Source organism: Actinoplanes siamensis, from assembly GCF_016862395.1.
GTDB classification, from domain to species: domain Bacteria; phylum Actinomycetota; class Actinomycetes; order Mycobacteriales; family Micromonosporaceae; genus Actinoplanes; species Actinoplanes siamensis.
The window spans coordinates 84,467-111,079 of sequence record NZ_BOMW01000044.1 but is presented as its reverse complement, the minus strand read 5'-3'; the positions used below and the strand labels follow the sequence as shown (position 1 = coordinate 111,079).

Annotated in this window: 25 protein-coding genes; 15 read left to right on the top strand and 10 right to left on the bottom strand. The window is 72.5% G+C overall.

Annotated features, from left to right (window positions below; all coding sequences use genetic code 11):
• The coding region (locus Asi03nite_RS23095) for an S-adenosylmethionine synthetase N-terminal domain-containing protein (RefSeq protein WP_275409495.1) at positions 1-377 on the bottom strand (377 nt) is incomplete at its 3' end.
• A 161-nt stretch (positions 378-538) separates the two neighbouring features.
• Between Asi03nite_RS23095 and Asi03nite_RS38590 the strand changes: the two genes are divergently transcribed.
• Positions 539-664 (top strand): hypothetical protein, encoded by a 126-nt coding sequence (locus tag Asi03nite_RS38590; protein WP_275409494.1) that lies wholly within the window; start codon positions 539-541, stop codon positions 662-664.
• A 36-nt stretch (positions 665-700) separates the two neighbouring features.
• Positions 701-2,041, top strand: coding sequence for a cytochrome P450 (locus tag Asi03nite_RS23090; protein ID WP_203682524.1), 1,341 nt, complete (start codon positions 701-703; stop codon positions 2,039-2,041).
• On the opposite strand, the gene Asi03nite_RS23085 is transcribed toward Asi03nite_RS23090, so the two are convergent.
• Both Asi03nite_RS23085 and Asi03nite_RS23080 read right to left on the bottom strand, forming a co-directional pair.
• Entirely contained in the window at positions 2,022-2,801 is a 780-nt protein-coding gene (locus Asi03nite_RS23085; protein WP_203682523.1) for an SDR family oxidoreductase, read from the bottom strand. The two genes, Asi03nite_RS23090 and Asi03nite_RS23085, sit on opposite strands and share 20 nt — an antisense overlap.
• A 24-nt stretch (positions 2,802-2,825) precedes the next feature.
• Positions 2,826-4,541, bottom strand: coding sequence for an asparagine synthetase B family protein (locus tag Asi03nite_RS23080; protein WP_203682522.1), 1,716 nt, complete (start codon positions 4,539-4,541; stop codon positions 2,826-2,828).
• Between the two features lie 147 nt (positions 4,542-4,688).
• Here Asi03nite_RS23080 and Asi03nite_RS23075 point away from each other — a divergent pair, with 147 nt between their 5' ends.
• On the top strand, positions 4,689-5,864 hold the full coding sequence (locus Asi03nite_RS23075) for a cytochrome P450 (protein ID WP_203682521.1): 1,176 nt from the start codon (positions 4,689-4,691) through the stop codon (positions 5,862-5,864).
• Positions 5,865-6,028: 164 nt separating this feature from the next.
• On the opposite strand, the gene Asi03nite_RS23070 is transcribed toward Asi03nite_RS23075, so the two are convergent.
• Positions 6,029-7,225, bottom strand: coding sequence for a nucleotide disphospho-sugar-binding domain-containing protein (locus tag Asi03nite_RS23070; protein WP_203682520.1), 1,197 nt, complete (start codon positions 7,223-7,225; stop codon positions 6,029-6,031).
• 77 nt (positions 7,226-7,302) lie between these two features.
• Here Asi03nite_RS23070 and Asi03nite_RS23065 point away from each other — a divergent pair, with 77 nt between their 5' ends.
• A complete protein-coding gene (locus tag Asi03nite_RS23065; protein WP_203682519.1) occupies positions 7,303-7,947 on the top strand; it encodes a TenA family protein in 645 nt (214 codons plus the stop codon).
• Positions 7,948-8,004: 57 nt separating this feature from the next.
• Complete coding sequence (gene glnT, locus Asi03nite_RS23060; RefSeq protein ID WP_203682518.1) at positions 8,005-9,360, top strand: type III glutamate--ammonia ligase; 1,356 nt, start codon at positions 8,005-8,007, stop codon at positions 9,358-9,360.
• 18 nt (positions 9,361-9,378) lie between these two features.
• Here the strand turns inward: glnT and Asi03nite_RS23055 are convergent, their stop codons facing one another.
• On the bottom strand, positions 9,379-9,855 hold the full coding sequence (locus Asi03nite_RS23055; RefSeq protein WP_203682517.1) for a hypothetical protein: 477 nt from the start codon (positions 9,853-9,855) through the stop codon (positions 9,379-9,381).
• A gap of 135 nt (positions 9,856-9,990) precedes the next feature.
• Here Asi03nite_RS23055 and Asi03nite_RS23050 point away from each other — a divergent pair, with 135 nt between their 5' ends.
• The 5 genes from Asi03nite_RS23050 to Asi03nite_RS23030 are packed head-to-tail and all read left to right on the top strand — an operon-like array spanning position 9,991 to position 16,015.
• On the top strand, positions 9,991-11,691 hold the full coding sequence (locus tag Asi03nite_RS23050) for a class I tRNA ligase family protein (protein WP_203682516.1): 1,701 nt from the start codon (positions 9,991-9,993) through the stop codon (positions 11,689-11,691).
• On the top strand, positions 11,688-12,728 hold the full coding sequence (locus tag Asi03nite_RS23045) for an FAD-dependent oxidoreductase (protein WP_203682515.1): 1,041 nt from the start codon (positions 11,688-11,690) through the stop codon (positions 12,726-12,728). The genes Asi03nite_RS23050 and Asi03nite_RS23045 overlap by 4 nt, the downstream gene beginning before the upstream one ends.
• A complete protein-coding gene (locus Asi03nite_RS23040) occupies positions 12,725-14,098 on the top strand; it encodes an FAD-binding oxidoreductase (protein WP_203682514.1) in 1,374 nt (457 codons plus the stop codon). The genes Asi03nite_RS23045 and Asi03nite_RS23040 overlap by 4 nt, the downstream gene beginning before the upstream one ends.
• Positions 14,095-14,451 (top strand): avidin-fold protein, encoded by a 357-nt coding sequence (locus Asi03nite_RS23035; protein WP_203682513.1) that lies wholly within the window; start codon positions 14,095-14,097, stop codon positions 14,449-14,451. The genes Asi03nite_RS23040 and Asi03nite_RS23035 overlap by 4 nt, the downstream gene beginning before the upstream one ends.
• 19 nt (positions 14,452-14,470) lie before the next feature.
• Positions 14,471-16,015 (top strand): right-handed parallel beta-helix repeat-containing protein, encoded by a 1,545-nt coding sequence (locus Asi03nite_RS23030; protein WP_203682512.1) that lies wholly within the window; start codon positions 14,471-14,473, stop codon positions 16,013-16,015.
• A gap of 112 nt (positions 16,016-16,127) precedes the next feature.
• On the opposite strand, the gene Asi03nite_RS23025 is transcribed toward Asi03nite_RS23030, so the two are convergent.
• Positions 16,128-16,814, bottom strand: coding sequence for an SDR family NAD(P)-dependent oxidoreductase (locus tag Asi03nite_RS23025; RefSeq protein WP_203682511.1), 687 nt, complete (start codon positions 16,812-16,814; stop codon positions 16,128-16,130).
• 233 nt (positions 16,815-17,047) lie between these two features.
• Between Asi03nite_RS23025 and Asi03nite_RS23020 the strand changes: the two genes are divergently transcribed.
• Both Asi03nite_RS23020 and Asi03nite_RS23015 read left to right on the top strand, forming a co-directional pair.
• Complete coding sequence (locus Asi03nite_RS23020; RefSeq protein WP_203682510.1) at positions 17,048-18,394, top strand: FAD-dependent oxidoreductase; 1,347 nt, start codon at positions 17,048-17,050, stop codon at positions 18,392-18,394.
• 70 nt (positions 18,395-18,464) lie between these two features.
• On the top strand, positions 18,465-19,217 hold the full coding sequence (locus Asi03nite_RS23015) for an SDR family NAD(P)-dependent oxidoreductase (protein ID WP_203682509.1): 753 nt from the start codon (positions 18,465-18,467) through the stop codon (positions 19,215-19,217).
• A 72-nt stretch (positions 19,218-19,289) separates the two neighbouring features.
• Here the strand turns inward: Asi03nite_RS23015 and Asi03nite_RS23010 are convergent, their stop codons facing one another.
• Positions 19,290-20,054 (bottom strand): SDR family NAD(P)-dependent oxidoreductase, encoded by a 765-nt coding sequence (locus tag Asi03nite_RS23010; RefSeq protein ID WP_203682508.1) that lies wholly within the window; start codon positions 20,052-20,054, stop codon positions 19,290-19,292.
• A gap of 214 nt (positions 20,055-20,268) precedes the next feature.
• On the opposite strand from Asi03nite_RS23010, the gene asnB reads away from it, so the two are divergent.
• Positions 20,269-22,128 (top strand): asparagine synthase (glutamine-hydrolyzing), encoded by a 1,860-nt coding sequence (gene asnB, locus Asi03nite_RS23005; protein WP_203682507.1) that lies wholly within the window; start codon positions 20,269-20,271, stop codon positions 22,126-22,128.
• A 58-nt stretch (positions 22,129-22,186) separates the two neighbouring features.
• Here asnB and Asi03nite_RS23000 read toward each other — a convergent pair whose 3' ends face one another.
• Positions 22,187-22,396 carry a ferredoxin gene (locus Asi03nite_RS23000; RefSeq protein WP_203682506.1) on the bottom strand — a complete coding sequence of 70 codons (210 nt, stop codon included), beginning with the start codon at positions 22,394-22,396 and terminating at the stop codon, positions 22,187-22,189.
• A gap of 5 nt (positions 22,397-22,401) precedes the next feature.
• A complete protein-coding gene (locus Asi03nite_RS22995) occupies positions 22,402-23,598 on the bottom strand; it encodes a cytochrome P450 (protein ID WP_203682505.1) in 1,197 nt (398 codons plus the stop codon).
• Positions 23,599-23,778: 180 nt separating this feature from the next.
• Here Asi03nite_RS22995 and Asi03nite_RS22990 point away from each other — a divergent pair, with 180 nt between their 5' ends.
• The gene (locus tag Asi03nite_RS22990) at positions 23,779-24,792 is read left to right on the top strand and encodes a methyltransferase (protein ID WP_203682504.1); all 1,014 of its coding nucleotides are present in this window, start codon (positions 23,779-23,781) and stop codon (positions 24,790-24,792) included.
• 14 nt (positions 24,793-24,806) lie between these two features.
• Positions 24,807-25,715 carry an LLM class flavin-dependent oxidoreductase gene (locus Asi03nite_RS22985; protein WP_203682503.1) on the top strand — a complete coding sequence of 303 codons (909 nt, stop codon included), beginning with the start codon at positions 24,807-24,809 and terminating at the stop codon, positions 25,713-25,715.
• A gap of 39 nt (positions 25,716-25,754) precedes the next feature.
• Here the strand turns inward: Asi03nite_RS22985 and Asi03nite_RS22980 are convergent, their stop codons facing one another.
• Positions 25,755-26,612: an LLM class flavin-dependent oxidoreductase gene (locus Asi03nite_RS22980; protein WP_203682502.1), complete on the bottom strand. Its 858-nt coding sequence runs from the start codon at positions 26,610-26,612 to the stop codon at positions 25,755-25,757.
• Between the last annotated feature and the right edge of the window lies 1 nt (position 26,613).

Sequence of the window (26,613 nt, the reverse complement as noted above, 5' to 3'; positions counted from 1 at the left end):
CCTTGGGCGTCGAGCGCGTCCACGGCGTGGCCGCTGCGCTGTTCCAGAGCGGTGTCGACACCCCGCGCGATGTCCGGCGACTGGCTGCCCACCGACACGCTCACCCCGCAGGAGAGCCCGTCGAAGCCCTTGTGCGAGGAGTCGTAGCCGATGGCGAGGACGGTGTCGCGCACGATGCTGGGGATGTCGGCGTAGGCCTGGGTGCTGACCTCACCGGCTACGTGCACCTGACCGGTGGTGATCAGGGTTTCCACCGCGACGCGGCTGTTCGGGTCCTCGGCCAGGAGCCCGTCGAGGATGCCGTCGCTGATCTGGTCGGCGATCTTGTCCGGGTGGCCTTCGGTGACCGACTCCGAGGTGAACAAGCGTCGTGACATGTGAGCTTCTCCGCAACATCCGACCGGTGGCGCCGGGGGTGGCACCTCGCCGGAGTCTCGGCCGCGGCACTCGAAAAGGGCTCGACCCACCCGGGCACCAGCAGCCCTCGAGCGGTCACCGCGACGTTGGCCGCAGCGCCCGCGCGACGGAAAGGAGAGCGATGGGTTCTCCCGGCCGCTTCGCCGAGCGGCCGCACCCGGTGTCGCTCTCCTTCCTGGTGGACGACCTGGTCGTGCGCCTGGCCGGCCGGCGCGCGCGGTCCTACCTGACGGCCCCCACCGCCTGACGACATGTCGCGCTGTCGCCGAGAAAGAGGAAGAGGATGGACGTCGCTGTGCCGTTGCCGCATCCGAGATGGCGCCTCCCGGTGCTGGGAGATCTGCTCGGTGTCTCGCCGGACCACCAGATCGAGCACGCCGTGCGGTTGGCCCGGCAGCTCGGCCCGATCTATGTCCGCAAGATCTTCAACCAGACCGTCGTCTTCGTCTCCGGGCCCGGCCTCGCCGCCGAGCTGGTCGACGAGAAACGATTCGCCAAACACGTGGCGCCGACGATCGTGGCGCTGCGGCCGCTGATCGGCGACGGGCTGTTCACCGCGTACAACGACGAGCCGAACCTGCACGCCGCGTACCAGGTGCTGACTCCGGCGTTCAGCCAGGCGGCCATGCGCGGGTACCACGCCACGATGGTCCAGGTGATCCGGGAACTGCTGGACCGCTGGGATGCCGGCGCCGAGTCCGACGTGGTCTCGGACATGACCAAGCTGACCCTGGAGATCATCGGCCGTACCGGCTTCGGGTACTCGTTCGACTCCTTCGACCGGCCCACGCCGCACCCGTTCGTCGCCGCCATGATCCGGTCGCTGGTGTACGCCCAGCGGTCGATGTTCCGGCCGCCGGTGATCGGGCGCCTCACCGGATGGCGGGCGGACCGGCGGAACAGGGCAGACATCGCGTACCTGAACGCGGTGGTCGACGAGGTCGTCCGGACCCGCGGCCGGGACGGCGACGGTGACGACATGCTGGCGCTGATGCTGCGGTCGCCGCTGGACGAGGTGAACATCCGCCATCAGATCATCACCTTCCTCGCCGGCGGTCACGAGACCACCGCGAGCATGCTGAGCTTCGCGCTGCACTCCCTCTCCACCCACCCGGACGTGCTGGCCCGTGCCCGTGCCGAGGTGGACGCCGTCTGTGGCGCCGGTGACCCGGCGTTCGAGCACGTCGGCAAGTTGCGCTACGTGCGCCGCATCGTGGACGAGTCGCTGCGGCTGTGGCCCACGGCGCCGGCGTTCGCGCGGGAGGCGCGGGCGGACACGACGCTCGGTGACGGCCTGCGGCTGCGCCGGGGGGAGTGGGTTCTGGTGCTGACCGCCGCCCTGCAGCGCGATCCCGGCGTGTGGGGGGTGGACGCCGACGAGTTCAACCCGGACCACTTCGCGCCGGAGGCGGCCAAGCGTCGCCCGAAACACGCCTTCATGCCGTTCGGCACCGGCATGCGCGCCTGCATCGGCCGCCAGTTCGCCGTCCACGAGGGCGTGTTGGCGCTGGCCATGCTGATCCGCCGCTACGACCTGCGGCCGCGGCCCGGCTACCGGCTGCGGGTGCGGGAGCTGCTCACCCTGAAACCGGAGGGGCTGTTCCTCACGCCCGAGCGGCGCTGAACCGCTCCCGGACGGCGGCGCCGGCGAGCCGGCGCACCGCCCGGACCGGGGTCAGCCGCAGGACCCTGGCGTCGGTGCGGCTGGCGGCGAGCATGCGGCGTGCCAGCCACGGGGCGACCACGTCGACCGGGTCGGCCAGCACCCGGTAATACCACTGCTGCCGGCGCCCGCGCAGTTCGTCGGTGGCGATGCCGGTGTCCACCACCAGGTCGGTGAGGACCAGGCCGGGATCGACGAGCCCGACCCGTACGGGGGTGCCGTCGGTCTCCAGCAGCAACGCCCGGTGCAGGTAGTCCAGCGCGCGCTTGGAACATCCGTAGGCGGCCATCCCCCGGGAGACGCGGGCGTTGCTGCCGAACCCGAGGGTGTTCCAGACGAAGCCGTGCCCCTGCCGCAGCATGCCGGCGATCGCCACCGCGCTGCCGTGCAGGGAACCGAGGAGATTTACGGCGATCACCTCGGTGACGCCCTCCGCCGGTGCCTCCCACAGCAGCCGCGGGCGCATTCCCGCGCCGGCGTTGTTCACCCAGTGGTCCACGGCGCCGAACTCCCCGGTCGCGCGTTCCCAGAGCCGCTCGACGTCCGTACGACGGGTCACGTCCGCGGCCGTGCCGACCGCGCCGGACCCGATCCGGGCCGCGGCGGCCCGCGCAACGTGCTCGTCCCGCCCGCAGATGACCACTCGCTGGCCCGCCGCCGCGAAGGCCCGCGCGAGCGCGTATCCGACTCCCCGAGTACCCCCGGTCACGACAACCGTCATGGTCGCCAGCGTCACCACACCGGCTCAAACGATGCTCGAGGGCACCTGCAGGCGCCGGCGCTTGAGCCAGCCGTTGAGGCGCAGGGCCAGCTCCATCTCGTTGCGGCTCAGCCGGGGCGCGTCCACCGCCCGGTCGTCCAGCAGCGGGTGCACCGGTTCGCCGGGATCGGCGCAGAGCCGGCGCACCGCGGTGCGCAGCGTGTGATCGTATGCGGCGTCGCGGGTCAACGGATACCCGGACTTGCGCCGTCCGCGGACCGAGGCCGGCAGCAGGTCCCGCGCCGCCGCCCGCAGCAGCGTCTTCTCCCGGCCGTCGGCGGTGTGCACCGCCCACGGCACCGCGAACACGTAGTCGACGAGCGCTCGGTCGCAGAACGGGGTACGCACGTCGAGGCCGGTCGCGGCCCCGAACCGGTGCGCGCGTTCCAGTTGCTCGGGCAGGAACCGGGTGAGGAACAGCTGGATCACCAGCCGCATCCGGTCGGTGTGCGGGTCGCCGGCGAACTCCGCCACGGCCCGCCGGTACTCCTGGTCGCGGAAGCCCGGCACGTCGAGAGCGGCCGAGGCCCGGCCGAAGAGGGTGCCGACGACCAGGTCCGTGGTGGGCGCCCAGGGGAAACCGGGCGCGGTCGCCCACTGCGGATGGTGGAACCACGGGAAGCCGCCGAACAGTTCGTCGGCGCCCTCGCCGCCGAGGACGGCCCCGCTCGCCTCGGCGACCCGCCGGTAGAGCAGCAGCATCGACGGTTCCACGTCGGCCAGCACGGTGGGCGCCTCGATCAGGCCGACGAGCGTCTCCCACAGTTCGCCGCCGGTCAGATCGGCTGGCTTCAGCAGCACGTCGGTGTGCCGGGCGCCCAGGTGCGCGACCATGTCCCGGACGTACGGGGTGTCCGGGTCCGGGCGGGCGATGTGCGGCTCGTACCCGTCCTCGTAGCCGGGATAGTCGACGGCGAACGTCGTGATCGGCCCGGACCGGTGGCGGGCGTGCAGCGCGGCGAGGGTGCTGGAGTCCAGGCCGCCGGAGACCAGCGCGGCCACCGGACCGTCACCGGTACGCCGTTCGACGGCCCGCTCCAGCAGCTCCCGGGTCCGTCGTACGGTGGTCGCCAGGTCGTCGGTGTGCCCGGCGCTCGCATCCGGCCGCCAATGCCGCCGCCATGACACGCCGTCACGCCCGAAGCGCACCGCATGCCCCGCCGGGACCTCCCGCACTCCCTCGTAGGGAGTCGCGCCCGGCACCGCGATCCCGGCCAGCGCCTGCCGGAGCCCGTCGAGGCCGAGCCGGACCGGTACCCGCGGGTGGGCCAGCAGCGCGGCCAGGCAGGAGGCGAACACGACGCCGTCGTCCGTGCGGTGGTAGTAGAGGGGCCGGGTGCCGAGCGCGTCGCGGACCAGCGTGAGTTGCCGGCGCGATTCGTCCCAGACCGCGAGCGCGTAGTCGCCGTCCAAACTCCCGGGCAGCGTGTCCGGGCCGTCCGCGCACGCGTCCAGGACGGTGTCCGGGTCGTCGGTGAGCGTCCCCGGCCCGGCGGCGCAGCGGCCGAGCAGCGCGGCGACCAGACCGGGCCGGTCCGGGCGGCCGGCGGCCGGCGCGCGGGCCGCGCGCAGTCCGACGACCGCGTGCCGGCCCGACCAGAACCGGCCGGCACCCGCTCCGGGGGCGGCGGCCAGCATGCCGTGCTCCACCCCGCGCATGGTGTCGGTGCTGAAGGTGACGTGACCGACCAGTTGGCTCATGGCCGCCGAGTCCATGCCACCGGGTTCGAGGTGCCGTCCAGAACCGGTCGACCCACGTCTTCGAGGCATCCTCCACCTGCGCCCGACCATGGCTCCGTTGCCTGACACACGGTGTACGACGATCCGGGAAGATATGGGGGAACTCCGATGGATTTTCCGTTCGCCTTCGACGGCGTCCAGATGTCACCACAGTTCGCCAAGTTCCGGGAACAGGAGCCGGTGGCCCGCGTGGTGCTGCCCGCCGGCGACCCGGTGTGGCTGGTCACCCGGCACGCGGACGTCCGCGCCGTACTCAGTGATCAGCGGTTCAGCCGGGCCGCCGCGGAGGCTCCGGGCGCGCCCAAGTTGGGCCCCTTCAGCCCGAGTCCGCAGACCATGCTCGGCATGGACCCTCCGGACCATACGCGCCTGCGGCGGATGGTGTCCCGGGCGTTCACCCGCACCCGGCTGGAGGAACTGCGGCCGGTCATGCGAGCCGAGGCGCACCGTCTGCTGACCGCGGTGCTCGAGCGGGAGGGGCAGGCCGACCTGCTCGCCGACTTCGCGCTGCCGTACTCCACCACGGGGATCTTCGAGCTGCTCGGCATCCCGCGGGCGGACAGCGGCCCGCTGCACGTGTGGACGCCCGTGCTGTTCAACTCGCGCCGTGCGGACGGCGGCGACCCCTTCGAGAAACTCTTCGCGTACCTGCGGGAGGTCATCGCCGACGCGCGCCGTGAGGATACCCCTCGCGGGGTGATCGGTGCGCTGCTCACCGCGCACGACGACGAGGGCCGGCTGACCGAGGACGAGCTGATCCACATGGTGCTGCTGCTGGTGACCGCCGGGCACCGCAGTACCGCCAACGCGGTGACGACCATCCTGTTCCACCTGCTCACCCGCCCCGGGCTCGCTGACCGGCTCCGGGAACAGCCCGAGCTGGTGCCGCAGGCGATCGAGGAGATCCTGCGCTACAACCCGTTCAACTCGCTCGGCGCGCTGCCCCGGGTCGCCCTCGCGGACGTCGAGCTGGGCGGTGTCACCATCCGGGCCGGCGACACCGTGCTGGCCTCGCTGGGCTCGGCCAACCACGACGACGACCTCTTCGCCGACCCGGAGATCATCGACATCGACCGGCAGAACCTCAATGCGCACTACGCCTTCGGCATGGGCATCCACTACTGCATCGGCGCGCCGCTCGCCCGCCTGGAGATGGAGGAGGCGATCGGGCACGCCCTGCGGATGCTGCCGCCCACGCTGCGGCTGGCGGTACCCGCCGAGCAGGTGCCGATCAGCCCCCTGCTCGTCGGATACGTGGTCGCCGCGTTGCCGGCCGTCTGGTAACGGCAGGCGTTCTCTCAGCGGACCCGGGCCGCCTGGTTCGAGCGCGGCGCCGGGGACGGCGGTCCAGGCCGGACCCGGCCATTGCCTGACCATGAAATGAATGGCCATGTCATGGCTGGGTCCATGCGGTGGACGAAGACCGGACCAACATCCCTGGCGGACCGTCAGGCCAGCAGATCCGGCAGGCCGGCGGCGATCGCCGCGGGCGGCTTCTCCTCGAGCATCTCCGCCCGCACCTGCGCGGCAGCGGTCCCCGCGTCGCCGGACAGCAGCGCGGCGGCCTCGGCGCGCAGCCGGTCGCCGGTCATCTCGTCATAGGTGAGCACCTGGCCCACGCCGCGAGCCAGCACCCGCGCGGCATGCCCGGCGTGGTCCGGCAGCTGCGGGACCAGCAGCAGCGGGGTGCCCGCGTGCAGCGCGGTCAGCACGGTGCCCGCCCCGCCGTGCGACACCACCAGGTCGCATTCACCGGCCAGGTGGTGCAGCGGCGCGTCGACCAGCACCGTCACGCCGTCGGGCAGCTTCTCGAGGAGCAGGTGCTGCTGCCGGTGCGACACCGCCACCACCACCGACGCGTCCCGGGCCAGCGCCGCCGTCACCTCCGCGACCGGGAACCGCTCGGGAGCCACCCGGCCGATCGTGTGGCCCCAGGTCACCAGCACCCGGGGCCGGCGGCTGCGATCCGGCAGCGCGGCCGGCATCCGGCCCGGACCGTTGAACGGGACGTAACCCATGCCGATGCGGCCGGCCACGCCCGGCAGCTGCATCGACTCCGGCCACGGGTCGACTGTCACCGTGCCGTACGGGTCGAACGAGGTGACGCCGTGCCGGGCCGCCAGCGGGGCCAGCAACTCGGGCAGCGCCCGCCGGGCCCGCTGCATGAGATCGGTGCCGTACAGGTGCCGGACCGCGGGAACCCCGGCGGCGGCGGCCACCACCGGACCGGCCATCGCCGTCGGGTCGTACACCACCACGTCCGGCCGCCACTGCTTGGCGAAGTCGAGCAGGCCGTCGGCCATGGACATCGCGTTGGCCAGCACCATGGCCAGCGCCCGGGGACCGCCGCCGGTACGGGGCGCGGTGCCCAGCCCCGCCCCACCGGCCGCCTCGGCGGGCAGCACGTAGCCGCGGACCATCCCGGCCGCGTCCACGTCGGTGCCGACCTCCACAGCGGTCAGCCCGGTCGACTCGATCGCCTGGCGCAACGCCGGCTGGCTGGCCACGACCACGTCGTGGCCGGCCGCGCGGCAGGCCCAGGCCAGCGGGACCATCGCGTACAGGTGCGAGGGCCAAGCCCAAGTGGTGAACAACAGCCGCATGGCGTACATCCCCTCGTCGTAACGGAAGCCCGAGAGTGGCAAGGCGCTCTCACAACGGGCTCGAGTCTTGCTAGGGCGGCTCGGCCGAGTCTCGAGGCCACCGGGCCAGGCTGGCCGGCATGGACGACGTGACTGGCGACTTCCGTGCCACGGTGACCGCCGCCCTGGACGCCGCCGCCGAGCGGCTGACCGGGCATCCCTACTACCACGCCCTGCGCCACGGGACGCTGCCCGACGTGGTGTACGACCACTTCGCCGGACAGGACCTGCACCTGCTGCCGGCATACGGCCGGGCGCACGCCGGCGCGGCGAGCACGATCCCCGGCGCCGAGGCGGCGGGCTTCCTGGCCCGGATGGCCGCGATCTGCCTCGACAACGCGGCGGCGGACGCGGCCCGCGGCGGGGGACGGCCGGAGGCCGGGCCGGCCACCGTGGCGTACACCAGCTTCCTCGCCGCGGCCGCCGCCGCCTCGCCGGCGGCCGCGCTGGGAGCCCTGTTGCCCTCCGCCTACCTGCAGCTGGCGGTCAATGACGACCTGGTCACGCGGGTGGTTCCGGGCACCGGCTACGAGCAGCGGGTACGCGAGTCACATCCCGGGGACGAGTACCGCAAGCTCGTCGACGAGTTCGTCGGCCTGGTGGCCGGATTCGGCGCCGGGCGGTGCGCCGCGGAGCAGGCCGAGCTGATGCGCCACCTCACCGTCGCGGCCCGATTCGAGTACGCCTTCGTGCAGGCCGCCTGGCTCCTGGAGTCCTGGGCCTGACCCCGCCGGCCGGCGATCCACCGTCGCCTGCCGACTTCCCAACCGAGGAGGAAACCCATGTCCACCGCTTCCGACGATCTGGCCGGCGCCCTGGCGCGCGACGGCATCGAACATCTGCTGGTCATGTTCGTCAACCTCCATGGCAAACCGTGCGCGAAGCTGGCCCCGGTGGAGACCCTCGACGAGCTGTTGCGCGACGGCCTCGGCTTCGCCGGGCACGCGGCGGACGGTCTCGGGCAGGGACCGCAGGACCCGGATGTCGTCGCCGTTCCCGACGCCACGTCCTACCTCCCCGTGCCGCTGCGGCCCGGCCTCGGCATCATCCAGTGCGACCTGTTCGTCGAGGGCGAGCCGTGGCCGTACTCGCCCCGCGGCATCCTGCGGGCGCAGCTGGGCCGGCTGGCCGAGCGGGACCGGGTGGCCCGGATCGGCGCCGAGCCGGAGTACTTCCTGGTCCGGCGCGACGCCGACGGCACGGTGCGGGTCGCCGACCCGCAGGACACCGCCGCGTCACCGTGTTACGACGCGTACGCGGCCACCCGCTCGCTGGATCACCTCGTCACCCTCAGCCGCACGATGAACCAGTGGGGCTGGGGCAATTACTCCAACGACCACGAGGACGCCAACGGGCAGTTCGAGCAGAACTTCGGGTACGCCGAGGCGCTGGTGACCGCCGACCGTGTGGTGGCGTTCCGGTACCTGGCCCGGATGGCCGCCGAACGGGACGGCCTGATCGCCACCTTCATGCCCAAACCGTTCACCGACCTCACCGGCAGCGGGCTGCACCTGCACCTGAGCCTGGCCACCCCGGACGGCGCACGGGCCACCTTCGAGCCCGGCGACGGCCCGGACCGGTACGGCCTGGGCCTGTCCGAGGAGGGCTACCACTTCGTCGGCGGTGTGCTGGCCCACGCGCCCGGGCTGCACGCGCTGACCAGCCCGACGGTCAACTCGTACAAGCGGATCGGCGCCGTCACCACCCGCTCGGGCGCGAGCTGGGCGCCCGGCTACGCCTCCTACGGCGGCAACAACCGGACGCACCTGGTCCGGGTGCCCGCGCCCGGCCGCATCGAGGTGCGCTGCGTCGACGCGGCGGCGAACCCGTACCTGGCCGCCGCCGGGATCATCGCCGCCGGGCTGGACGGCCTGGAGCAGAAGCGGGACCCGGGCGCGCCGGTCGAGGGCGATCCGGCGCGGCTGACCGCTGACGAGGCGGCCCGCGCCGGTCTGCGGCCGTTGCCGCCGACGCTGCTGCACGCCGCGGACGCTCTCGCCGCCGACGAGGCGCTGCGGGCCGCCCTCGGCAAGGTGCCCGGCGGCGAATACGCCGACTACTACGCGCAGGCCAAGCGTGCCGAGTTCGCCGAGTACCACCGGCAGGTCAGCCGGTGGGAGTGGGACCGCTACCTGTGAGCCGCGTGCCCGGCCGGATCAGTACCGGCCGGGCGCCAGCACGTCGGCACGGTAGGCGTCGAGGTCGGGCTGCGCCGGCCGGATCACGTGCCGCAGCCAGGCGTCCCGCTCGTGTGCCATCACCAGCAGCTCCCAGACGCAGGCGGTGGCGTGCCCGCCCGCCGGGCGCGGCGCGGCCAGCTCGTCCCAGTCCGCCAGCCAGGTACGCGAGTGCAGGATCACCCGGTTCGGGCTCCACCAGCCCACCACGGCGTAGCAGCCGTCCTGGTCCTCGTGCAGCACGCAGTACGCCTGGCGCAGCGCGCCGCTGAACTCCCGCGGCAGGCTGCGGGCCACGGCCAGGCGGCCCATCGCCCGCACCGGCTCGGGCGGGGTGTCACGCAGCGCAGAGATCCCGTAGTGCTTGACCGTCCACCCGCCGGGCGTCTGCTCGACGCCGATCGCGCCGATCGCCCGGGGCCGGTACGTGACCGCGCGTTCTCCCACAGTCGTCATGGGGCGATCGTCACACGGCTCGCACACCCCGCCAACCACGCTTCGAGCGCCCCTCGACCGCGGGGCTCGAGGCTGCACACGGTCCGGCCCACGCGGCCACACCGACCCCGCACCGCACCCTTCAGGAGGTCCATCGTGCGCTCGTTCACCGTCGACGGCTCGAACCTCACCGCGGAGTACGGCATAGCGGTGGGACGGTGGTCGCAGTTCGAGCAGGCGCGGCAGTTCCCGTTCGAGGCGATGTGGTGCGTCATCCCGGCGGCCTCGCGCAGCGCGCCCGACCAGCACGCGGAGGTGGAGCTGGCGATCGTCGTCGGCGGGCGCGCCCGGTTCGTGGTGGAGGGCCGCGACGTGGAGGCGCCGGCCGGCACGGCGGTGCTGCTGGAACCGCAGGAACGGCACGTCATCCACAACACCCGCGACGACGAGCCGGTGCAGATCCTCAGCGTCTACTGGCTGCCCGGTGAGCGGCCGCCGGTGGAACCGGCCGAGGACGCCGCGCCGGTCACTGTGGTGCTGTCCCCGCCGCCCACCCCGAACGGCCCCCTGCACCTGGGGCACCTGGCCGGACCGTACGTGGCCGCCGACGTCGCGGTGCGCGCCGCCCGCCTGCGCGGCGAGCCGGTGGTGTCGGTGTGCGGGCTGGACGACCACCAGAACTACGTCCCGGCTGCCGCCCGCGCCGCCGGCCGCGCCGCCACCGAGCTGCGCGACGAGTACGCCGGCCGGATCCGTGACGTGCTGGCCCGGGTCGGCGTGCACCACGACGTCTTCGTCGAGCCACTGACCGACACGGGATACCGGCAGGCGGTGCTGCGGCTGCTCGGCGAGCTGGTCGAGAAGGGGACCCTGCCGGTGCGGGAGCGGACCGTACCGGTGTGCGAGCCGTGCGGCGGCATCCTGCACCACGCGTACGTGTCCGGCAGGTGCCCGCACTGCAAAGCCGCGATGGGCGGTGGGACCTGCGAGGGCTGCGGCGGGTTCAGCTCCGCGGCCGAGCTGACCGAACCGCGCTGCACCCGGTGCGGCGCCGAGCCCAGCGGTACGGCCGTCGTGCGGGGGCCGGTCCTGCCCCTGGCCGACCACCGGGAGGCGCTGCAACGGATCTGGGGGCGGGCCGTGCTGCCCCCGGCGGTCCGGGCGCTCACCGATCGCCTGCTGCGCGTCGGCCTGCCCACGATCCCGTTCACCTATCCCACCGACTGGGGCATCGAGGTGCCCGGCGACGACGGCCACCGGCTGGACGTGTGGGCCGAGATGGGGCTGGGCTACCTGCACACCGTGGGCCGGCGCTTCGACCCCTCGGCCGTCACCCTGGAGCAGCACGTGCGGGCCTGGGACCGGGTCGGCGGGCTGTGGGCGTTCCTCGGCATCGACAACGCGTTCTACTACGCGGTGCTCTTCCCGGCACTGCTCACCGCCGCCGGGGTACGGCCGGAGACGGTCGCCGGGCTGGTGGTCAACGAGTTCTACACCCTGGACGGGGAGAAGTTCTCCACCAGCCGGCAGCATGCGGTCTGGGCCGAGGACCTGCTCGCGCGCTACCCGGCTGAGCTGGTGCGCGCCTACCTGTGCTGGGACCGGCCGCAGGAGTTCGCCAGCGACTTCCGGATGGAGCAGTTCCGGCAGGTGGTCGACGGCTGGCCGCGACCGCTGACCGCCGCGTCGCTGACCGGCGGCAGCCTGACCCGGGCCGCCCACGCGCTACGGTTCGGCCATTTCGCCGCGGACCTCAGCGTGCGGTGCCTGCTGACCGGGGACCCGGGCGCCACCGGCGCCGACCCGGAGGCCGCCGGCGCGCTGCTGGGCGTGCTCACCGGAGTGGATCCGACATGAACGTGGCGGTGATCGGCGGGGGTCTCGCCGGTTCCCTGCTGGCCTGGCGGCTGGCCCAGTACCGGGGGATCCGCGTCACCCTGTACGCCGCCGCGGCCGGTGGCGCCACGGCGGTCTCCGGTGGACTCGTCCGCTGCTTCGAGCCCGACCCGGTAAACGCCGCAGCGGCCGCCGCCGGCCTGGCGGAGCTGCTGAGCAGCCCGGTTCTCGCCGGCTGGGCGGGCTTCCGGGCGACCGGTTCGGTGTACGTCTGCCCGGGTGTCCCGGACCCGGCGGCCCTGGCCGCGGCCGCCGGGCCCGGCCATCTCGACCTGTGCGACCCGGCGCAGCTGCGCGCCCGGTGGGGACTGGCCGGTCTGCCCGACGGCGCCACCGGCGTGGTCGAGCCCACCGCCGGCTACCTCTCGCCCGCCCGGCTGGCCGCCGCCGTGCGGCGGGATCTGCTCGACCGCGGCGGCGTCCTGCTGCCGGTGGCCGTCCGCCAGGTGCGCGCCGGCGCCGGCCGGCCGCAGTTGCTCTCCGGCGACACCTGGATCGATGCCGACGTGGTGGTGGTCGCGGCCGGCGCCTGGACCGGTGCCCTGCTGCCCGGCACCGGCCTGCGAACCAAAGCCGTCCAGTACGTCGTCTGCCGGGCGCGGGGCCCGCTGCCACCGGCGTTCGTCGACGAGACCAGCGGGCTGTACGGCCGGCCGGACGGCCCGGGCCGGCTCCTGCTCGGCCTGCCCACCGACCGCTGGGACGTGCCCGCGCACACCGACCGGTTCGACCCGGCCTGCCTGCCGCGGCTGCGCAGCCGGGTCCGGGAACGGTTGCCCGGCGTACGCCTGGGCGCGGTGTCGGCCCAGGTCGCGGCGGCCGACGGCTACAGCCCGGACGGGCGGCTCGCGCTGCGCCGGGCGCCCGGCACCGATCTGCCGCTGTACACGTTCGCCGGCGGCAGCGGCGGCGCCGCGAAGACCGCGCTGGCCGTCAGCGCCGAGGCCGCGGCCCGGCTGCTGGCCGGCACGCCCGCACCTACCGGAGGAGAGAGATGAGCGCCACCCTGTATCAGGCCGTCGCCAAGGCCTGTCCGGGCCGCGTCCTGACCCGCGACCATCCCGCGTACGACGGAGTGCGCGGGCTGTTCAACGGCATGCACGACCGCCGCCCGGCGCTGATCTGCCTGCCGTCGAGCGTCGCGGAGCTGTCGGCCGCGATCCGCGCCGCCCGTGATCTCGGCGTCCCCACCGCGATCCGGGGCGGCGGGCACAACGTGGCCGGCTACGGCAGCGTCAACGACGGGCTCGTCATCGACCTGCGCCTGCTCAACCGGGTCGCCGTCGACCCGGCCACCGGCACCGCCACCGTCGGCGGCGGCGCCACCTGGAGCGACGTCGACCTGGCCACCTCGGCGTACGGGCTGGCCACCACCGGCGGCACCTTCGACACCACCGGGGTGGGTGGGCTCACCCTGGGCGGCGGCATCGGCCACCTCATGGGCAAATACGGCCTGACCTGCGACAACGTGCTGTCGTATCGGATGGTCACCGCGGACGGCGAGGAACGGGTCGTGGACGCGGCGGGCGACCCCGAGCTGGACTGGGCGATGCGCGGCGCCGGCCACAACTTCGGCGCCGTCGGCGAGTTCCGGTTCCGGCTGCACCCGGTCAGCACCGTGTACGGCGGCTACGTCGCCTTCCCCGAGCGGGTCCTGGCCCCGGCCGTACGCCTGTTCCGCGACCTCATGCTGGAGGCCCCGGACGAGCTGACCTGCACCCTGCTGCTGGAGCGGTACGGCCCGATGCAGCAGGCCGCCGCCGTGGTCAGCGTCGCGTACTGCGGCACCGACGAGGAGTACCGCCGGACGATGGAGAAGCGCCTGCGCTCACTGCCGGTCCTGGACTGGCGGCTGGAGACGCGCGGCTACGTGTCGATGCAGCTCTGTCTCGGCCGGCTGCCGTTCGGACTGCGGCACTACTGGAGCGCGCGGTGCGTGGAGGCCCTGCCGGACCGGCTGGTCGACCGGCTGGTCGCCGGGTTCCTCAACGGGCGGTTCCGGGCCCCCTTCAACGACACCGTGCTGATCGAGCCACTGCACGGCGCGGTCCGCCGCGCACCGGCGACGCCTACCGCCGTCCCGTTCCGGGACGCCGCCTTCAACATCACCGGCATGGCGATCTGGGAGCCGGCCGAAGCCGACGGCGAGCAGATCGCCTGGGCCCGCTCGATCGCCGCGGCCACCGAGCCGTACAGCCGGTGGGGCGAGGGCTACATCAACTACGGCCCGGACAGCGGCGGGGCCCGGGCCCGCGCCACCTTCGGCGCGGACGCGTTCGCCCGGTTGCAGGCGGTCAAGCGACGTCTCGACCCGGACAACTTCTTCCGGTCCAACTACAACCTCCTGGCCGACCAGGAGGGCCGATGACCGGGACGGCCGGCGCCTGGAACTACGACAGCCGGCGGTTCCGGTCCACCGCCGCGGAGACGTCCGACGGCACCCGGACCCCGATCGGTCACTACCACCAGTCCGGTGACTTCGTCTGGGCCGAGTTCGCCGGTGGCGCCGTGCGCGGTGGCCGTCTCGTCGGCCGCTGTGCCGAGGACGGCACCCTGACCCTGGCCTACAGCCAGTTGATGACCGACGGCCGGGTGGTCGCCGGTGAGTGCGTCACCACCCCGGAGCGGCTTCCCGACGGCCGGCTCCGGCTGCGCGAGAGCTGGCGCCGCCTGGACGGCAGCGGTGCGTCAGGCATCTCGTACATCGAGGAACTGATCTGATCGACAGAGAGGCTGAGCAGTGCGGAAGAGATCGATACTCGCGGTGGCCGGGACGGTGGTCGCCATGCTGGCGGCCGTGCCGCCGGCCGCCGCCACGGCGTCCTCGTCCAGCCGTACCTTCTACGTGGACTGCGCCGCAGGCTCGGACAGCGCCGCCGGCACCACCCAGAAGACCGCCTGGCGTACCCTGGGCCGCGCCTCCGCCGAGGTGTACCGGCCCGGCGACAGCATCCGGCTGCGGCGCTCGGTCACCTGCGCGGGCGACTTCACCCCCCAGGGTTCGGGTACCGCCGCGGCGCCCGTCACGCTCGGCGCGTACGGCTCCGGGACCAAGCCGAAGATCGTCGGCACCGGCGGCCTGGCCGCCGTGCACCTGCTGAACGTGCAGGGCTGGGAGGTCAGCGACCTCGAGGTCACCAACCACGGCCCGGCGCCGGCCGCGCAGGAGCCCCGGTTCGGCATCCTGGTGCAGCTCAACGACTTCGGCACGGGCAGCTACTACCGGGTCAGGCGGGTCGACGTGCACGACGTCAACGGCTGTGACTGTCAGGACCGGCACACCGCGGTGCCCAGCGGAGGCGTGGTGTTCTGGGTGACCGGTTCGGCGGTCCCGACCACCTTCGCCGACGTGCAGGTGGCCGCCAGCACCGTCCGTGATGTGGCCAGCGAGGGCATCGCCACCGAGTCCAGCTGGCAGAAGCGGGCGGAGTTCCCCTCCGGCCCGGGCACGGCGTTCGTGCCGATCACCGGTCTGGTGGTCAAGGGCAACGAGGTGACCCACGTGACAGGTGACGGCATCGGCATCTTCGCCTCCGTCGACGCCAAGGTCGAGGGCAACATCGTCCGCGACTACGGGTACGCCACCTCGCTGTTCCGGGTCGGGATCGGGGTGGGCAACGCGAACGGCACCGTCCTGCAGTACAACACGGTCACCGACGGCAACGGGCCGAACCCGTCCCAGGCGTTCGCGATCGACCACGCCGCCAACCGCACTGTCGTCCAGTACAACCTCACCCAGCGCAACAACGGTGGGGCCCTGCTGTTCTGCAACGGCGCGGGGGAGACAGCGGTCGGCAACATCTACCGCTTCAACGTCAGTGACGACGACCACCCGACCGGCTCGTACGGGTTCGGCGCCCCGCTCGCCGTCTACAACATCCCGTGTCCCGCGGTCGGCGACCTGAGCATCTACGGCAACACGGCCTGGACGGCCGTCGGCACGACGTTGGTCTCCAACTTCCAGGGCGCCACGACCAGCTTCACCGACAACGTCTTCGTCGGTCCGGCGGCCGGCGCCGCCATCGTGGACCCGTACTCCTCCTACGACCACAACCTCTACCACCGGGTGTCCCCGCCGGCCGCGGACACCACAGCGATCGTCGGCGATCCGCTGCTGGCGGCGCCGGGCACGAACAGCGCCGAGGGCTACCGGCTGCGGGCCGGATCGCCGGCTCTGGACACCGGCGTGCCGGTCGCCCACGCGGGCAGCCGCGACTACTTCGGCAACAAGCTCACCGTGCCCTGGAACATCGGCGCGGACCAGGGCGCCGGTGTGACCGGCTGACCCCTCCCGCACGGACGGCGCCACCCGGCCATCGGCGGCCGGGTGGCGCCGTCCGCGCCGGCCCGGACCGGCCGGCCACTCGCGCCCCGGCCACCGGCCGGGGCGCCAGCACTCACCACCCGAAGACCTGCTCGCCGCGGCGGAACGTCCCGCTGGGTCCGTCGTCGGGCAGCAACGCCGCGTCGGCGACGTCGACCGCGGCGTCCTGCACGCTGCGCCGCCCGTGCGGCATCATCCGGGTCCGGGTCGGGCCCGGGTTGACCGCGTTGACCAGCACTCCGGTGCCCTTGGTGGCGGTCGCCAGCAGTTGGGTGAGGCCGTTGAGTCCGCTCTTGGACAGCGCGTACGCCGGGCTGCCGGTGAACAACCCCGCGCTGAACGACCCGGTGCCGCTGGACACGAAGACCACCCGGCCCCAGCCTCCGGCGACCATCGCCGGCACGAAGGCCTGCGCCACCCGCCAGGCGCCCAGCAGGTTCACCTCGAGGGTCCGCTCGACGACGTCCATCCCCACCGTGAGCGGATCGCCCGCGCCGTCCTCGAGCAGCACGCCGGCGTTGGACACCAGGACGTCCACCGGGCCGGCCGCGACGGCCAGCTCGCGGACAGCATCGTCGCTGGTGACGTCCAGGCGCAGGCCTGTCGCGCCGGCACCGATCTCGGCGGCCGCCGCGGCCGCCTCCTGCTGTGCGCGCGCGGTGAGGATCACCCGTAGTCCGCGCCGGTGCAGCTCGGCGGCGACCGCCCGGCCGATGCCCCGGTTGGCGCCGGTCACCAGCGCGGTCCTCGCGTCCGGCATGACACCACCTCCTGTTCGTAGGACTCCGCTGGTGATCGTCGGCCGGGCGGCTCGACTCCCGCTCGTGCCGGCTTCGGTCGTTTCGCGGGTGGGCTCGGATAGTCCTGGTCACGGGTGGCGGGGCGGGAGCGGCCGGCAAGTCCGGCTTGCATCTCGGCGCGATAGCCCTAATATGGATATCACTAGTGTGTCTAATGACGTTAGCGGCACCCCTTGCGATCGGAGGCAACTCCATGACCGGCTCGAAGTTCCACGTGATCATCATCGGCGCCGGCACCGGCGGCATGTGCCTGGCACACGGCCTGCGCCGGGCCGGCATCAGCGTCGCCGTCTACGAGCGCCACCGCCACCGTTCCGACGGCCTGTACGGCTATCGCGTCGGCATCGACCGCACCGGCAGTTACGCCCTCAACAAATGTCTGTCTCCGGACCTCTACGCCACCTTCGTGGCCACCTGCGCCCGCGAGCCTCGCTACTTCACCTTCCTCGACGAGCAGCTGCGCTCGGTGCTCGATCTCAAGCTGCGCGAGCTCACCGACGAGGTCGGCGGGGAGAAGTCGGTGAGCCGCATGACGCTGCGGCAGGTGCTGCTCACCGACGCCGACGACATGGTCCACTTCGACAAGGTCTTCACCCGGTACGAGCAGAACGCCGACGGCACCGTCACGGCGTTCTTCGAGGACGGCACCTCGGCCACCGGCGACCTGCTCGTCGCCGCGGACGGCACCCGGTCCCGGGTCCGCCAGCAGTATCTGCCGCACGCCAAGACGCTCGACGCCGGCATCATCTCGATCACCGCCAAGGTGCCGATGAACGAGCAGACCAAAGCGCTGCTGCCGCCGCACGTCTTCCAGGGCATCGGGCTGATGCAGGCGCCGCACGGCTACTCCTGCATCCTGCACTCGATGGAGTTCAACTGGGACCGCGACGGTCGCGCCAAGAACAACATCGGTGGCAACGAGGCCGAGCTGCTGGAGAAGTGGCCCGGGCTGCTCTACGACAACACCCGGGACTACATCAACTGGGGTTTCTGGGCCTCGACCGACAAGTTCCCCGGCACCGTCATGCAGATGCGGCCCGCCGAGCTGGTCGCGCTGGTGAAGAGGATGTGCCACGACTGGCACCCGAACATGCACAAGCTGTTCGACCTGGCCGATCTGGACTCCTGCTTCCCGATCAACATCCAGACCTCGGTGCCGATCCCGCAGTGGAAGACCACGAACGTGACGCTGCTGGGCGACGCCATCCACACGATGACCCCCGGCATGGGCGTCGGCGCCAACACCGCCCTGCGCGACGCGGCGCTGCTGCGCAAGCGGCTCATCGAGGCGGACGCCGGGCAGAAGTCGTTGCTGCAGGCGGTCAACGAGTACGAGACCAAGATGATCAAGTACGGCTTCGAGGCCGTCCTCAAGTCCCGCAAGCTGACCAGCGGCGACCAGATCACCCACAAGCCGGTGGTCGGCCGGGTCGCTCTGGCCGCGACGCGGACGGCGCTGCGCGTGGCAGAGCGTGTGCCGGCGATGAAGGCCAAGATCCTCGACGGCATGTACGACGCGCGCAGCGAGGTCGACGACTGAACCCCGGCGGCCCGGCCCGCCGGGCCGCCGCCTTTTCCGACCATCATTTTCCTGATGAGGAGCTGACCACATGGACCTGGGGTTGCAAGACAAGCGGGTGCTCGTCACCGGTGGCACCAAGGGGATCGGGCGCAGCGTGGCGCAGATCTTCGCGCAGGAGGGCGCCCGGGTGGCGATCACCTACCACTCCGCGCCGGAGGAGGCCGAGAAGGTGGTGGCCGAGATCGGCGGCCCCGACCGCGCCTTCGCCACCTTCCTCGACCTGCGTGACCCCGCGACGATCGACACGGCCATGACCCGGATCCTCGAGCGCTGGGGTGGCATCGACGTGGTCGTCGCCAACGCCCAGACCTTCGTCTGGATCAACCCGGAGGATCTGCAGCCGTTCGAGGACATCGACACGGACGAGTGGTTCACGCACCTGCGGGCCAATGTCGAGGGCCACATGCACACGATCCGGCCGGCGCTGCGCGGCATGCGCGAACGCGGCTGGGGCCGGGTGATCCTGCTGTCCTCGGTGACCGCCCGCACCGGGCTCTACGGTTCCGAGGTCTACGGGGCGGCGAAGGCCGCCCTGAACGGCTTCGTCAGAGGTCTGATGTGGACGCGCGACGGCATCCTGAGCAACGTCGTCGCGCCCGGCAGCACGCTGACCGAGAGCCAGCAGAACGTGCATGCCGAGATCGTCGAGCAGATGCGCAAGGACACCCCGAGCGGCCGGCTGGCGACCCCCGAGGACGTCGCCCGGCTCATCGTGTTCCTCGGTTCCGAGGCCAACGGCAACATCAACGGTGAGGTCATCGCGACGGCCGGCGGCCACTGAGCATTACTGCGACCCCCGTGAAAAACGGAGGGGCCGGGTGCGATGCACCCGGCCCCTCCGCTGGTCCGCGGCTCAGACCGCCTTCAGCATGCCGGCGTCGATCAGCCAGTCCGCACCCACCACGTTCGGCACCTTGCCGGACGCGAGCAGGGTCACCATCGCCGCGACCTCCTCCGGGCCGATGATCTGGCCTGTCGACAGGCCCATCCACTTCGGCACCGTGGTCAGCACCTGCTCGACGGTCATGCCCATCCGCTCGGCGCGCTGCGGGCTGGTCCAGGTGTCGGTGAGCACCGGCCCCGGCGACACGGTGTTGACCCGCACGCCCTGCGGCGCGTACTCCTCGGAGAGCGCCTTGGTGAGAGCGGTCAGTGCGGCCTTCGCGGCCGAGTACTCGACCAGCCGCGGGGCCGGCAACCGGCCGTTCACCGAGCCGACGTTGACGATCGAGCCCCGGCTCTGCACCAGGCTCGGCAGGGCGGCCCGGATCGACCGTACGGCGCTGAAGAAGTTCAGGTCGAAGCCCTTGCGCCAGCCCTCCTCGTCGAGGTCCAGGAAGCCGTTGGCCGAGACGGTCCGGCCGCCCACGTTGTTGACCAGGATGTCCAGGCCGTCGAACGCCTTGAGCGCGCTGTCGACGAGGCGCTGCGGCCCGTCCGCCTCGGTCAGGTCCACCGCGAGCACGTGCGGGGTCGCCCCGGCCAGTTCCGTGCTGATCGTCCGGGCGCCGCCGAAGACCTCGACGCCTTCGGCGGTCAGCGCCCGGACGATCGCCAGGCCGATGCCCCGGCTGGCGCCGGTCACGACCGCTCGCTTGCCCTTGAGCTCCAGATCCATGCGTACTCCTCGGTTCGTCGGGTGGGCGGTTCGTCGTTCCGCTCTCGCGCCATGGTCGGGGCGGCCACTCACGGCCGCCTCGAGGACTGCTGGTCCGGGTGGGTGAGTGTCGAGGCTCTCTTGAGCCGCGCCCCAGTGCCCGGCGCGAGGGTGACCGCACCGGCGTCCCGGCCCGCGGGCCGGTGCCGGCACGCCTATGACGAAGGAGCGACACATGTGTGGCATCGCCGGTTGGGTGGACTTCGAACGGGACCTGAGAGCGGATCGGGAACTCGTCGAAGCGATGACCAACTGCCTGGAGCGCCGCGGCCCCGATGCCCGCGGGACATGGCTGGACGCGCACGTGGGGCTGGGACACACCCGTAACTCCGTGATCGACCTCGTCGGCGGGACGCAGCCCATGGTGGCCGAGGAGGACGGCCGTACGCTGGCGGTCCTGACCTACAGCGGCGAGGTGTACAACTTCCGCCAGCTGCGCGGCGAGCTGGAGACCCGTGGCCACCGCTTCCGCACCCGCAGCGACACCGAGGTGGTGCTGCGCGCGTACCTGGAGTGGGGCGTCGACTGCGCGAAGCGGATCGAGGGCATGTTCGCGTTCGCCGTGTGGGACGTGCGCAAGCAGGAGCTGGTGCTGATCCGTGACCGGATGGGCATCAAGCCGCTGATCGTGGCCGAGGTCGACGGCGGCCTGATGTTCGCCTCCGAGCCGAAGTCGCTGCTTGCCACCGGCCGGGTCCGCCCGGTGGTGGACACCGAGGGGATGCGCGAGCTGTTCTCCACAGCGAAGACCCCGGGCCGGACCGTCTTCCGGGACATGCGGGAGCTCAAGGCCGGGCACACGCTGGTGTTCAGCCGCTCCGGGGTACGCGAGCAGCGCTACTGGGCGATCGAGGCGCACCCGCACACCGACGACCTGCCGACCACCATCGACACCGTCCGCGGGCTGCTGGAGGAGATCGTCACCCGCGAGCTGGTGGCCGACGTGCCGCTGTGCACGACGCTGTCCGGCGGAATCGACTCCAGCGCGGTGACCGCGCTCGCGGCGCTCGCCCGGCGCCGGGCCGGCGACCAGCCGATCCGCAGCATCACTGCCACCTTCGTCGGCTACAGCGAGAACTTCCGGCCCGACGACCAGCGGGACACCCCGGACGCGCCGTACGCCGCCGCGCTGGCCCGCCACGTCGGCACCGAGCACACCGACGTCGTGCTGGGCACCGCCGACCTGATCGACCCGGCGGCCCGCAAGGCGGCGCTGGTCGCCCAGGACCAGCCCAGCACGCTCGGCGACATGGACATCTCGCTGTACCTGATGCTGAAGGCGACCCGCGAGCACTCGACAGTGGCCCTGACCGGGGAGGTGTCCGACGAGATCTTCGGCGGCTTCAAGTGGCTCTTCGACGAGGAGCTGGTCTCCGCCGACATGTTCCCGTGGATCGCGGCCGAGAAGCGCCACGCCGGCGGCCAGATCGGCCAGGGTCGTGGGCTGTTCGCCCGCGGGCTGCTCGACAAGCTGGACATGACCGGGTACTACCAGGACAACTTCCGGCAGACGGTGGCCGAGACGCCGCACCCGGACGGGCAGACCGAGCTGGACCGGACGATCCGGGTACGCCTGTACGCCCACCTGACCCGGTGGCTGCCGATGCTGCTCGACCGGGCCGACCGGCTCGCGATGGCCTCCAGCCTGGAGACCCGGGTGCCGTTCTGCGACCACCGCCTGGTGCAGTACGTCTACAACGTCCCGTGGGCGTTCAAGACCTTCGACGGCCGGGAGAAGAGCCTGCTGCGGGCGGCCGTCAAGGATCTGGTGCCGCAGGTGGTGATGGACCGGCCGAAGAGTCCCTACCCGGTGACCCAGGACCCGCGATACGCCGAGGCGCTGCACCGGGAGATGGCCGCCGTCCTGGCCGACCCGTCGTCGCCGGTGCTGCCGCTGCTGGACGTCGCGGCGGCCCAGCGGGCGATCGGGGACCGCACCCCGGTGGCGAACCAGTGGCACAGCCGGGTCAACGTGGAGACCGCGCTGCAGTTCGACGCGTGGCTGCGGCACTACGGGATAGAGCTCGCGCTCTGAGCGCCGGAACGCCCGGGGCGGGAGAGACCGCGGTCCCTTCCGCCCCGGGCGTTCGTCGTCAGAGGGGCTGGTCGGTCAGTGTGATCGACTGGGTGGGGCATCCCCGGGCGGCCCGGCGCACGGCGTCGTGCAGCTCCGCCGGCGGCCGGGCGTCGAGCACCACCACCAGACCGTCGTCGTCCTGGTCGAAGACCTCCGGCGCCCGGTAGACGCACATGCAGCTGGTCACGCAGGTGGTGGGGTCGGCGGTGACGAGCAGGCCGGTCATCGCCGTCACCACCGGACCGGGACGTAGGAGAACCCGCCGAGGAACCCGCCCTCGACCCGGGGCAGGTCCTCGCCGGGCTGCGCCAGCCGCAGTCCGGGGAACCGCCGCAGCAGCCCCTCCATCGACACCTGCAGCTCCATCCGGGCCAGCGGGGCGCCGGCGCAGTAGTGGATGCCCGAGCCGAACGACATGTGGTTGTTCTCCCGGCGGTGGATGTCCAGGTCCATCGGGCAGGTGAACACCTCCTCGTCGAAGTTCGACTCCACCGAGAGCATGACCGTCGAGCCCTTCGGCACGACCGTGCCGTCGGACAGCTCGATGTCCTCCAGGCAGTAGCGCAGCGAGCCCAGCGACGTACCCATCAGCTGGTAACGCAGCAGCTCCTCGACGGCCGTGGGCACGATGCCGAAGTCGGCCTGCACCTCGCGCACCAGGTGCGGCCGGTGCAGCAGCACGGCCATGCTGGTGCCGATCTGGCTGGCCGTGGTGACGTACCCGGCGATCAGCAGGGTCTGCACCCAGTGCTGCAGCTGGTGGTCCGACAGCTTCTTCTGGTCCTCGTCACTGATCTTGACGAGCTCACTGGTCAGGTCGTTGGTCGGGTGGTGACGCTTCGCGTCGATCAATTCCCCGAGGTACGTCCACAGACCCACCCGGCAGCGCTCGACCTCCTCGGTGGGCAGCTTGGTGACCGACAGGAAACCGTCGACCAGCTCCCGGAACTTGGCGTGCTCCTCGTGCGGCACGCCCAGCAGCCGGCAGATCACCCGGATCGGCAGCGGGAACGCGAAGCTCTCCATCAGGTCGACCGGCTGCTCGGCGGCCGCCATGGCGTCCATCAGCTCGTCGGCGATCTCCCAGACGTGCGGCCGCAGCGACTCGATGCGGCGCGCGCTGAACGCCCGCACGACCAGGCTGCGCTCCTCGAGATACCGCGGCGGATCGTTGTCGATCTCCGGATCGTTGAAGATCTCGTTGTTCGGGGAGATCCGGGAGGTGGGGTAACGGCCGGTGTTGCGGCTCAGCCGGTGGTCGGAGAAGAGTGCCTTCACGTCCCGGTACCGGGTGACCAGCACGGCCGGGTCGCCGCTGGGCAGGCGCACCGGCTGCAGGGAGTGCTCTCGCAGGGTGCGCCAACCCGCCGGGACCTCCATCGGAGGCTCCCACGCGAAGGGATAGTCGACTGCATCGGGCAGGCTCATCGCAGACCTCTCTCGCCGGGGGACACGTATCCGGCTGGGCCAGCCTGGCGGTGCGCCGTCGGAGGCGGCTCGAAGCGGGATCGAGGCCTGTCGCGTTCTTCCATCCGGCGTCGAGTCGTTCTCCAACCACTGTGGCGACAGTCGCGGCGGACGTGCACGCCGACGAGAGGGAAGACCACCATGACCGCCGCCACACCCATCGGAGACGTCGACACCTCGGCCGGTCTGCTCCGGCTCGGCAACCGGTTCTGCGACGCCGCGGCCCTGCTCACCGCCGTACGGCTGGAGGTGTTCACGACCCTGCACGAGCGGCCGGCCAGTGCCGGGGAACTGCGCGAGCGGCTGGGCCTGCACGGTCGCGGCCTCGACGACTACCTGCGGCTGCTGGTCGCCCTGGGCGTGCTGCGGAAGACCGGCGACCGCTACGCGAACACGCCGGCCACCGACAGGTACCTGGTGACCGGCAGCGCTGACGACATCGGCGGCTTCCTGCGCGGCGCCTACCTGAACCTGTACCCGGTGTACGCGGGGCTCGCCGAGGCGTTGCGCACCGGGAAGCCGCAGGCCACCGGTGACTTCGAGTCGATGCTCGACGACCCCGTGGCGGTCGGGCACTTCGTCCGGATGATGGACGGCCTGACCCAGGGCCTGTGGGAGGAGTTCCGGCAGGCGGTGGACTGGACCGGTCGCGGCAGCGTGCTCGATTTCGGCGGGTGCCGGGGCAGCCTGGTCGCGCACCTGGTCGGGCACACCCCGGGACTGCGCGGCGCCGTCTTCGACCGCCCGCAGATCGAGCCGTTCTTCGCGGAGGTGGCGGCCGAGGCCGGGGTGACCGACCGGGTGACCTTTCACCCCGGCAACTTCTTCCGGGACCCGCTGCCCACCGCCGATGTGGTGATCTTCGGACACATCCTGCACGACTGGAACCCCGAGGAACGGGCGCTGCTGCTGCGCAAGGCGTACGACGCCGTCACGCCCGGCGGCGTGCTGGTGATCTACGACCGGATGCTGACGGCCGAGCGGGACAACGTCGAGAACCTGATGGCCAGCCTGAACATGCTGCTCGTCACCGACGGCGGCGGCGAGTACACGGTCGAGGAGATCGGGGCGCAGGCGCGCGCGGCGGGATTCACGTCGATCACCGACCGCCGGTTCGGCGCCTTCGACATCCTCCTGACCTGCGGCCGGGACTGAGGACGGAGCGGCAGATGAGTCTCGACATCGGGGTTCTGCTCCCCAACATCGGTCACCTCGGCAACGACCTGCCCGGCATGGCGGACGTCGCCCGCCACGCCGAGGAGGTCGGCCTCGACTCCGTCTGGTCCGGCGACCACCTCAGCATGGGTGGGGTTCCGCTGCTGGAGTGCACGCTCACCCTCGCCGCCGCGGCCGCCGTCACCAGCCGGGTACGGCTGGGTTTCTCGGTGATGCTGGTGGCGACCCGGCCGGCGGTGTGGGTCGCCCGACAGCTCGGCACGCTGCAGTACCTGTCCGGCAACCGGGTGGAGTTCGGCGTCGGCACCGGCGCCAAGTGGGCCGAGGAGTGGCACGCCTCCGGGGTGCCGCTGACCGAGCGGGGCCGGCGCACCGACGAGTTCCTGCGCCTGCTGCCCGACCTGCTCGCCGGCCGCCCCACCAAGCTGCTCGGCATGCCCGCGCAGCCGGAGGTCACCCTGCGCCCGGCGGTGCCGGTGCCGCCGGTCTGGGTGGGTGGCCGCTCCGAGCGGTCCCTGCGGCGCGCCGCCGAGCACTGCACCGGCTGGCTCACCACGATCAGCACCCCGGAGGAGATCCGTGCCTCGGCCGACCGGCTGTCCGTGCTCGCCGGGCAGTACGGCCGCCCCACGCCCCGCGTCGGCACGATGATCTACGCCAGGATGGCCGCCCGGCCGCATGCGGATCTTGCCGAGCAGATGGCCCGTAGCCTGGCCGACGCGTACCGGTTGCCGATCGAGCACACCCGGCAGGTGGTGGTCGGCGGCGACCCCGAGCAGACGGCGGAGGGGCTCGCCCGGCACATCGAGGCCGGCGTCGACCAGTTCGTGGTGGCACTCGAGGGCGCCGACTGGCGGGAGCAGTACGCCCTGCTGGCCGAGGCCCGCGCCCGGCTGGTGTGACGGTGGCGCCGGGCCCGGCCGGGCCCGGCGCCACCGGGGTCAGCGGTGCAGCTCGGCGGCGAGGTCGTCGACGTGCTGCGGATCGCCGGTGCAGGGGAACAGCAGCAGCTCGTCGCAGCCCGCCTTGGCGAATCCGTCGACCGCGGCGCGCAGTCCGGGACCGTCGGTGATCAGGCTGTCGACCAGGAAACGCGCCTTCGGGCCGAGGTGCTGGTAGTAGCGCAGGACGTGCCGTTCGGCCTCGGCCCGGCGCTGCTCGCCGAGAGCGACGTTGGCCAGCGCCACCAGGTACGGCGCCTCGGTGCGGCCCTGCGCGGTGAACACCGCCCGCGCGTGCTCGACGAGCTGCGGGAATCCGGCCGCCGACCCGCCGGGTGAGATCCAGCCGGCGCCGTGCCGGGCGGCGCGGCGCAGCGCGGCCGGTGAGTGGCCGCCGATCCACACCGGCACGTCGCCGCCGGTGGGCCGCGGCCCGATCCCGGGGAACGGCCCCCGGCCCGCCCAGATCTCGCGCATCTCCTCGATCATCCGGTCGAGCCGGCGCCCGCGGTCGCCGTACGTCGTGCCGGCCGCGGCGAAGTCGTCCGCGCGGCCACCCGCCGAGACGCCCAGCACGAGCCGCCCGCCGGAGAGCCGGTCCAGCGACGCCAGCTGCTTGGCCAGTTCCGCGACGCTCGGGCGGTACGGTGCGAGCAGGACGGTGGTGGCCAGCCGGATCCTCTCGGTGGCGCCGGCCGCGGCGGCCAGCGCGATCAGGCTGTCGTAGTTGTCGTACACCAGACGGTCGAAGCAGGCAAGCGTCGAGAAGCCGGCCGCCTCCGCCCGCAGCGCGAAGGCGACCAGGGCGCGGCCGTCGGCGCCGCTGACCGTGGTCGGCAAGCCGATTCCGATGTCCATC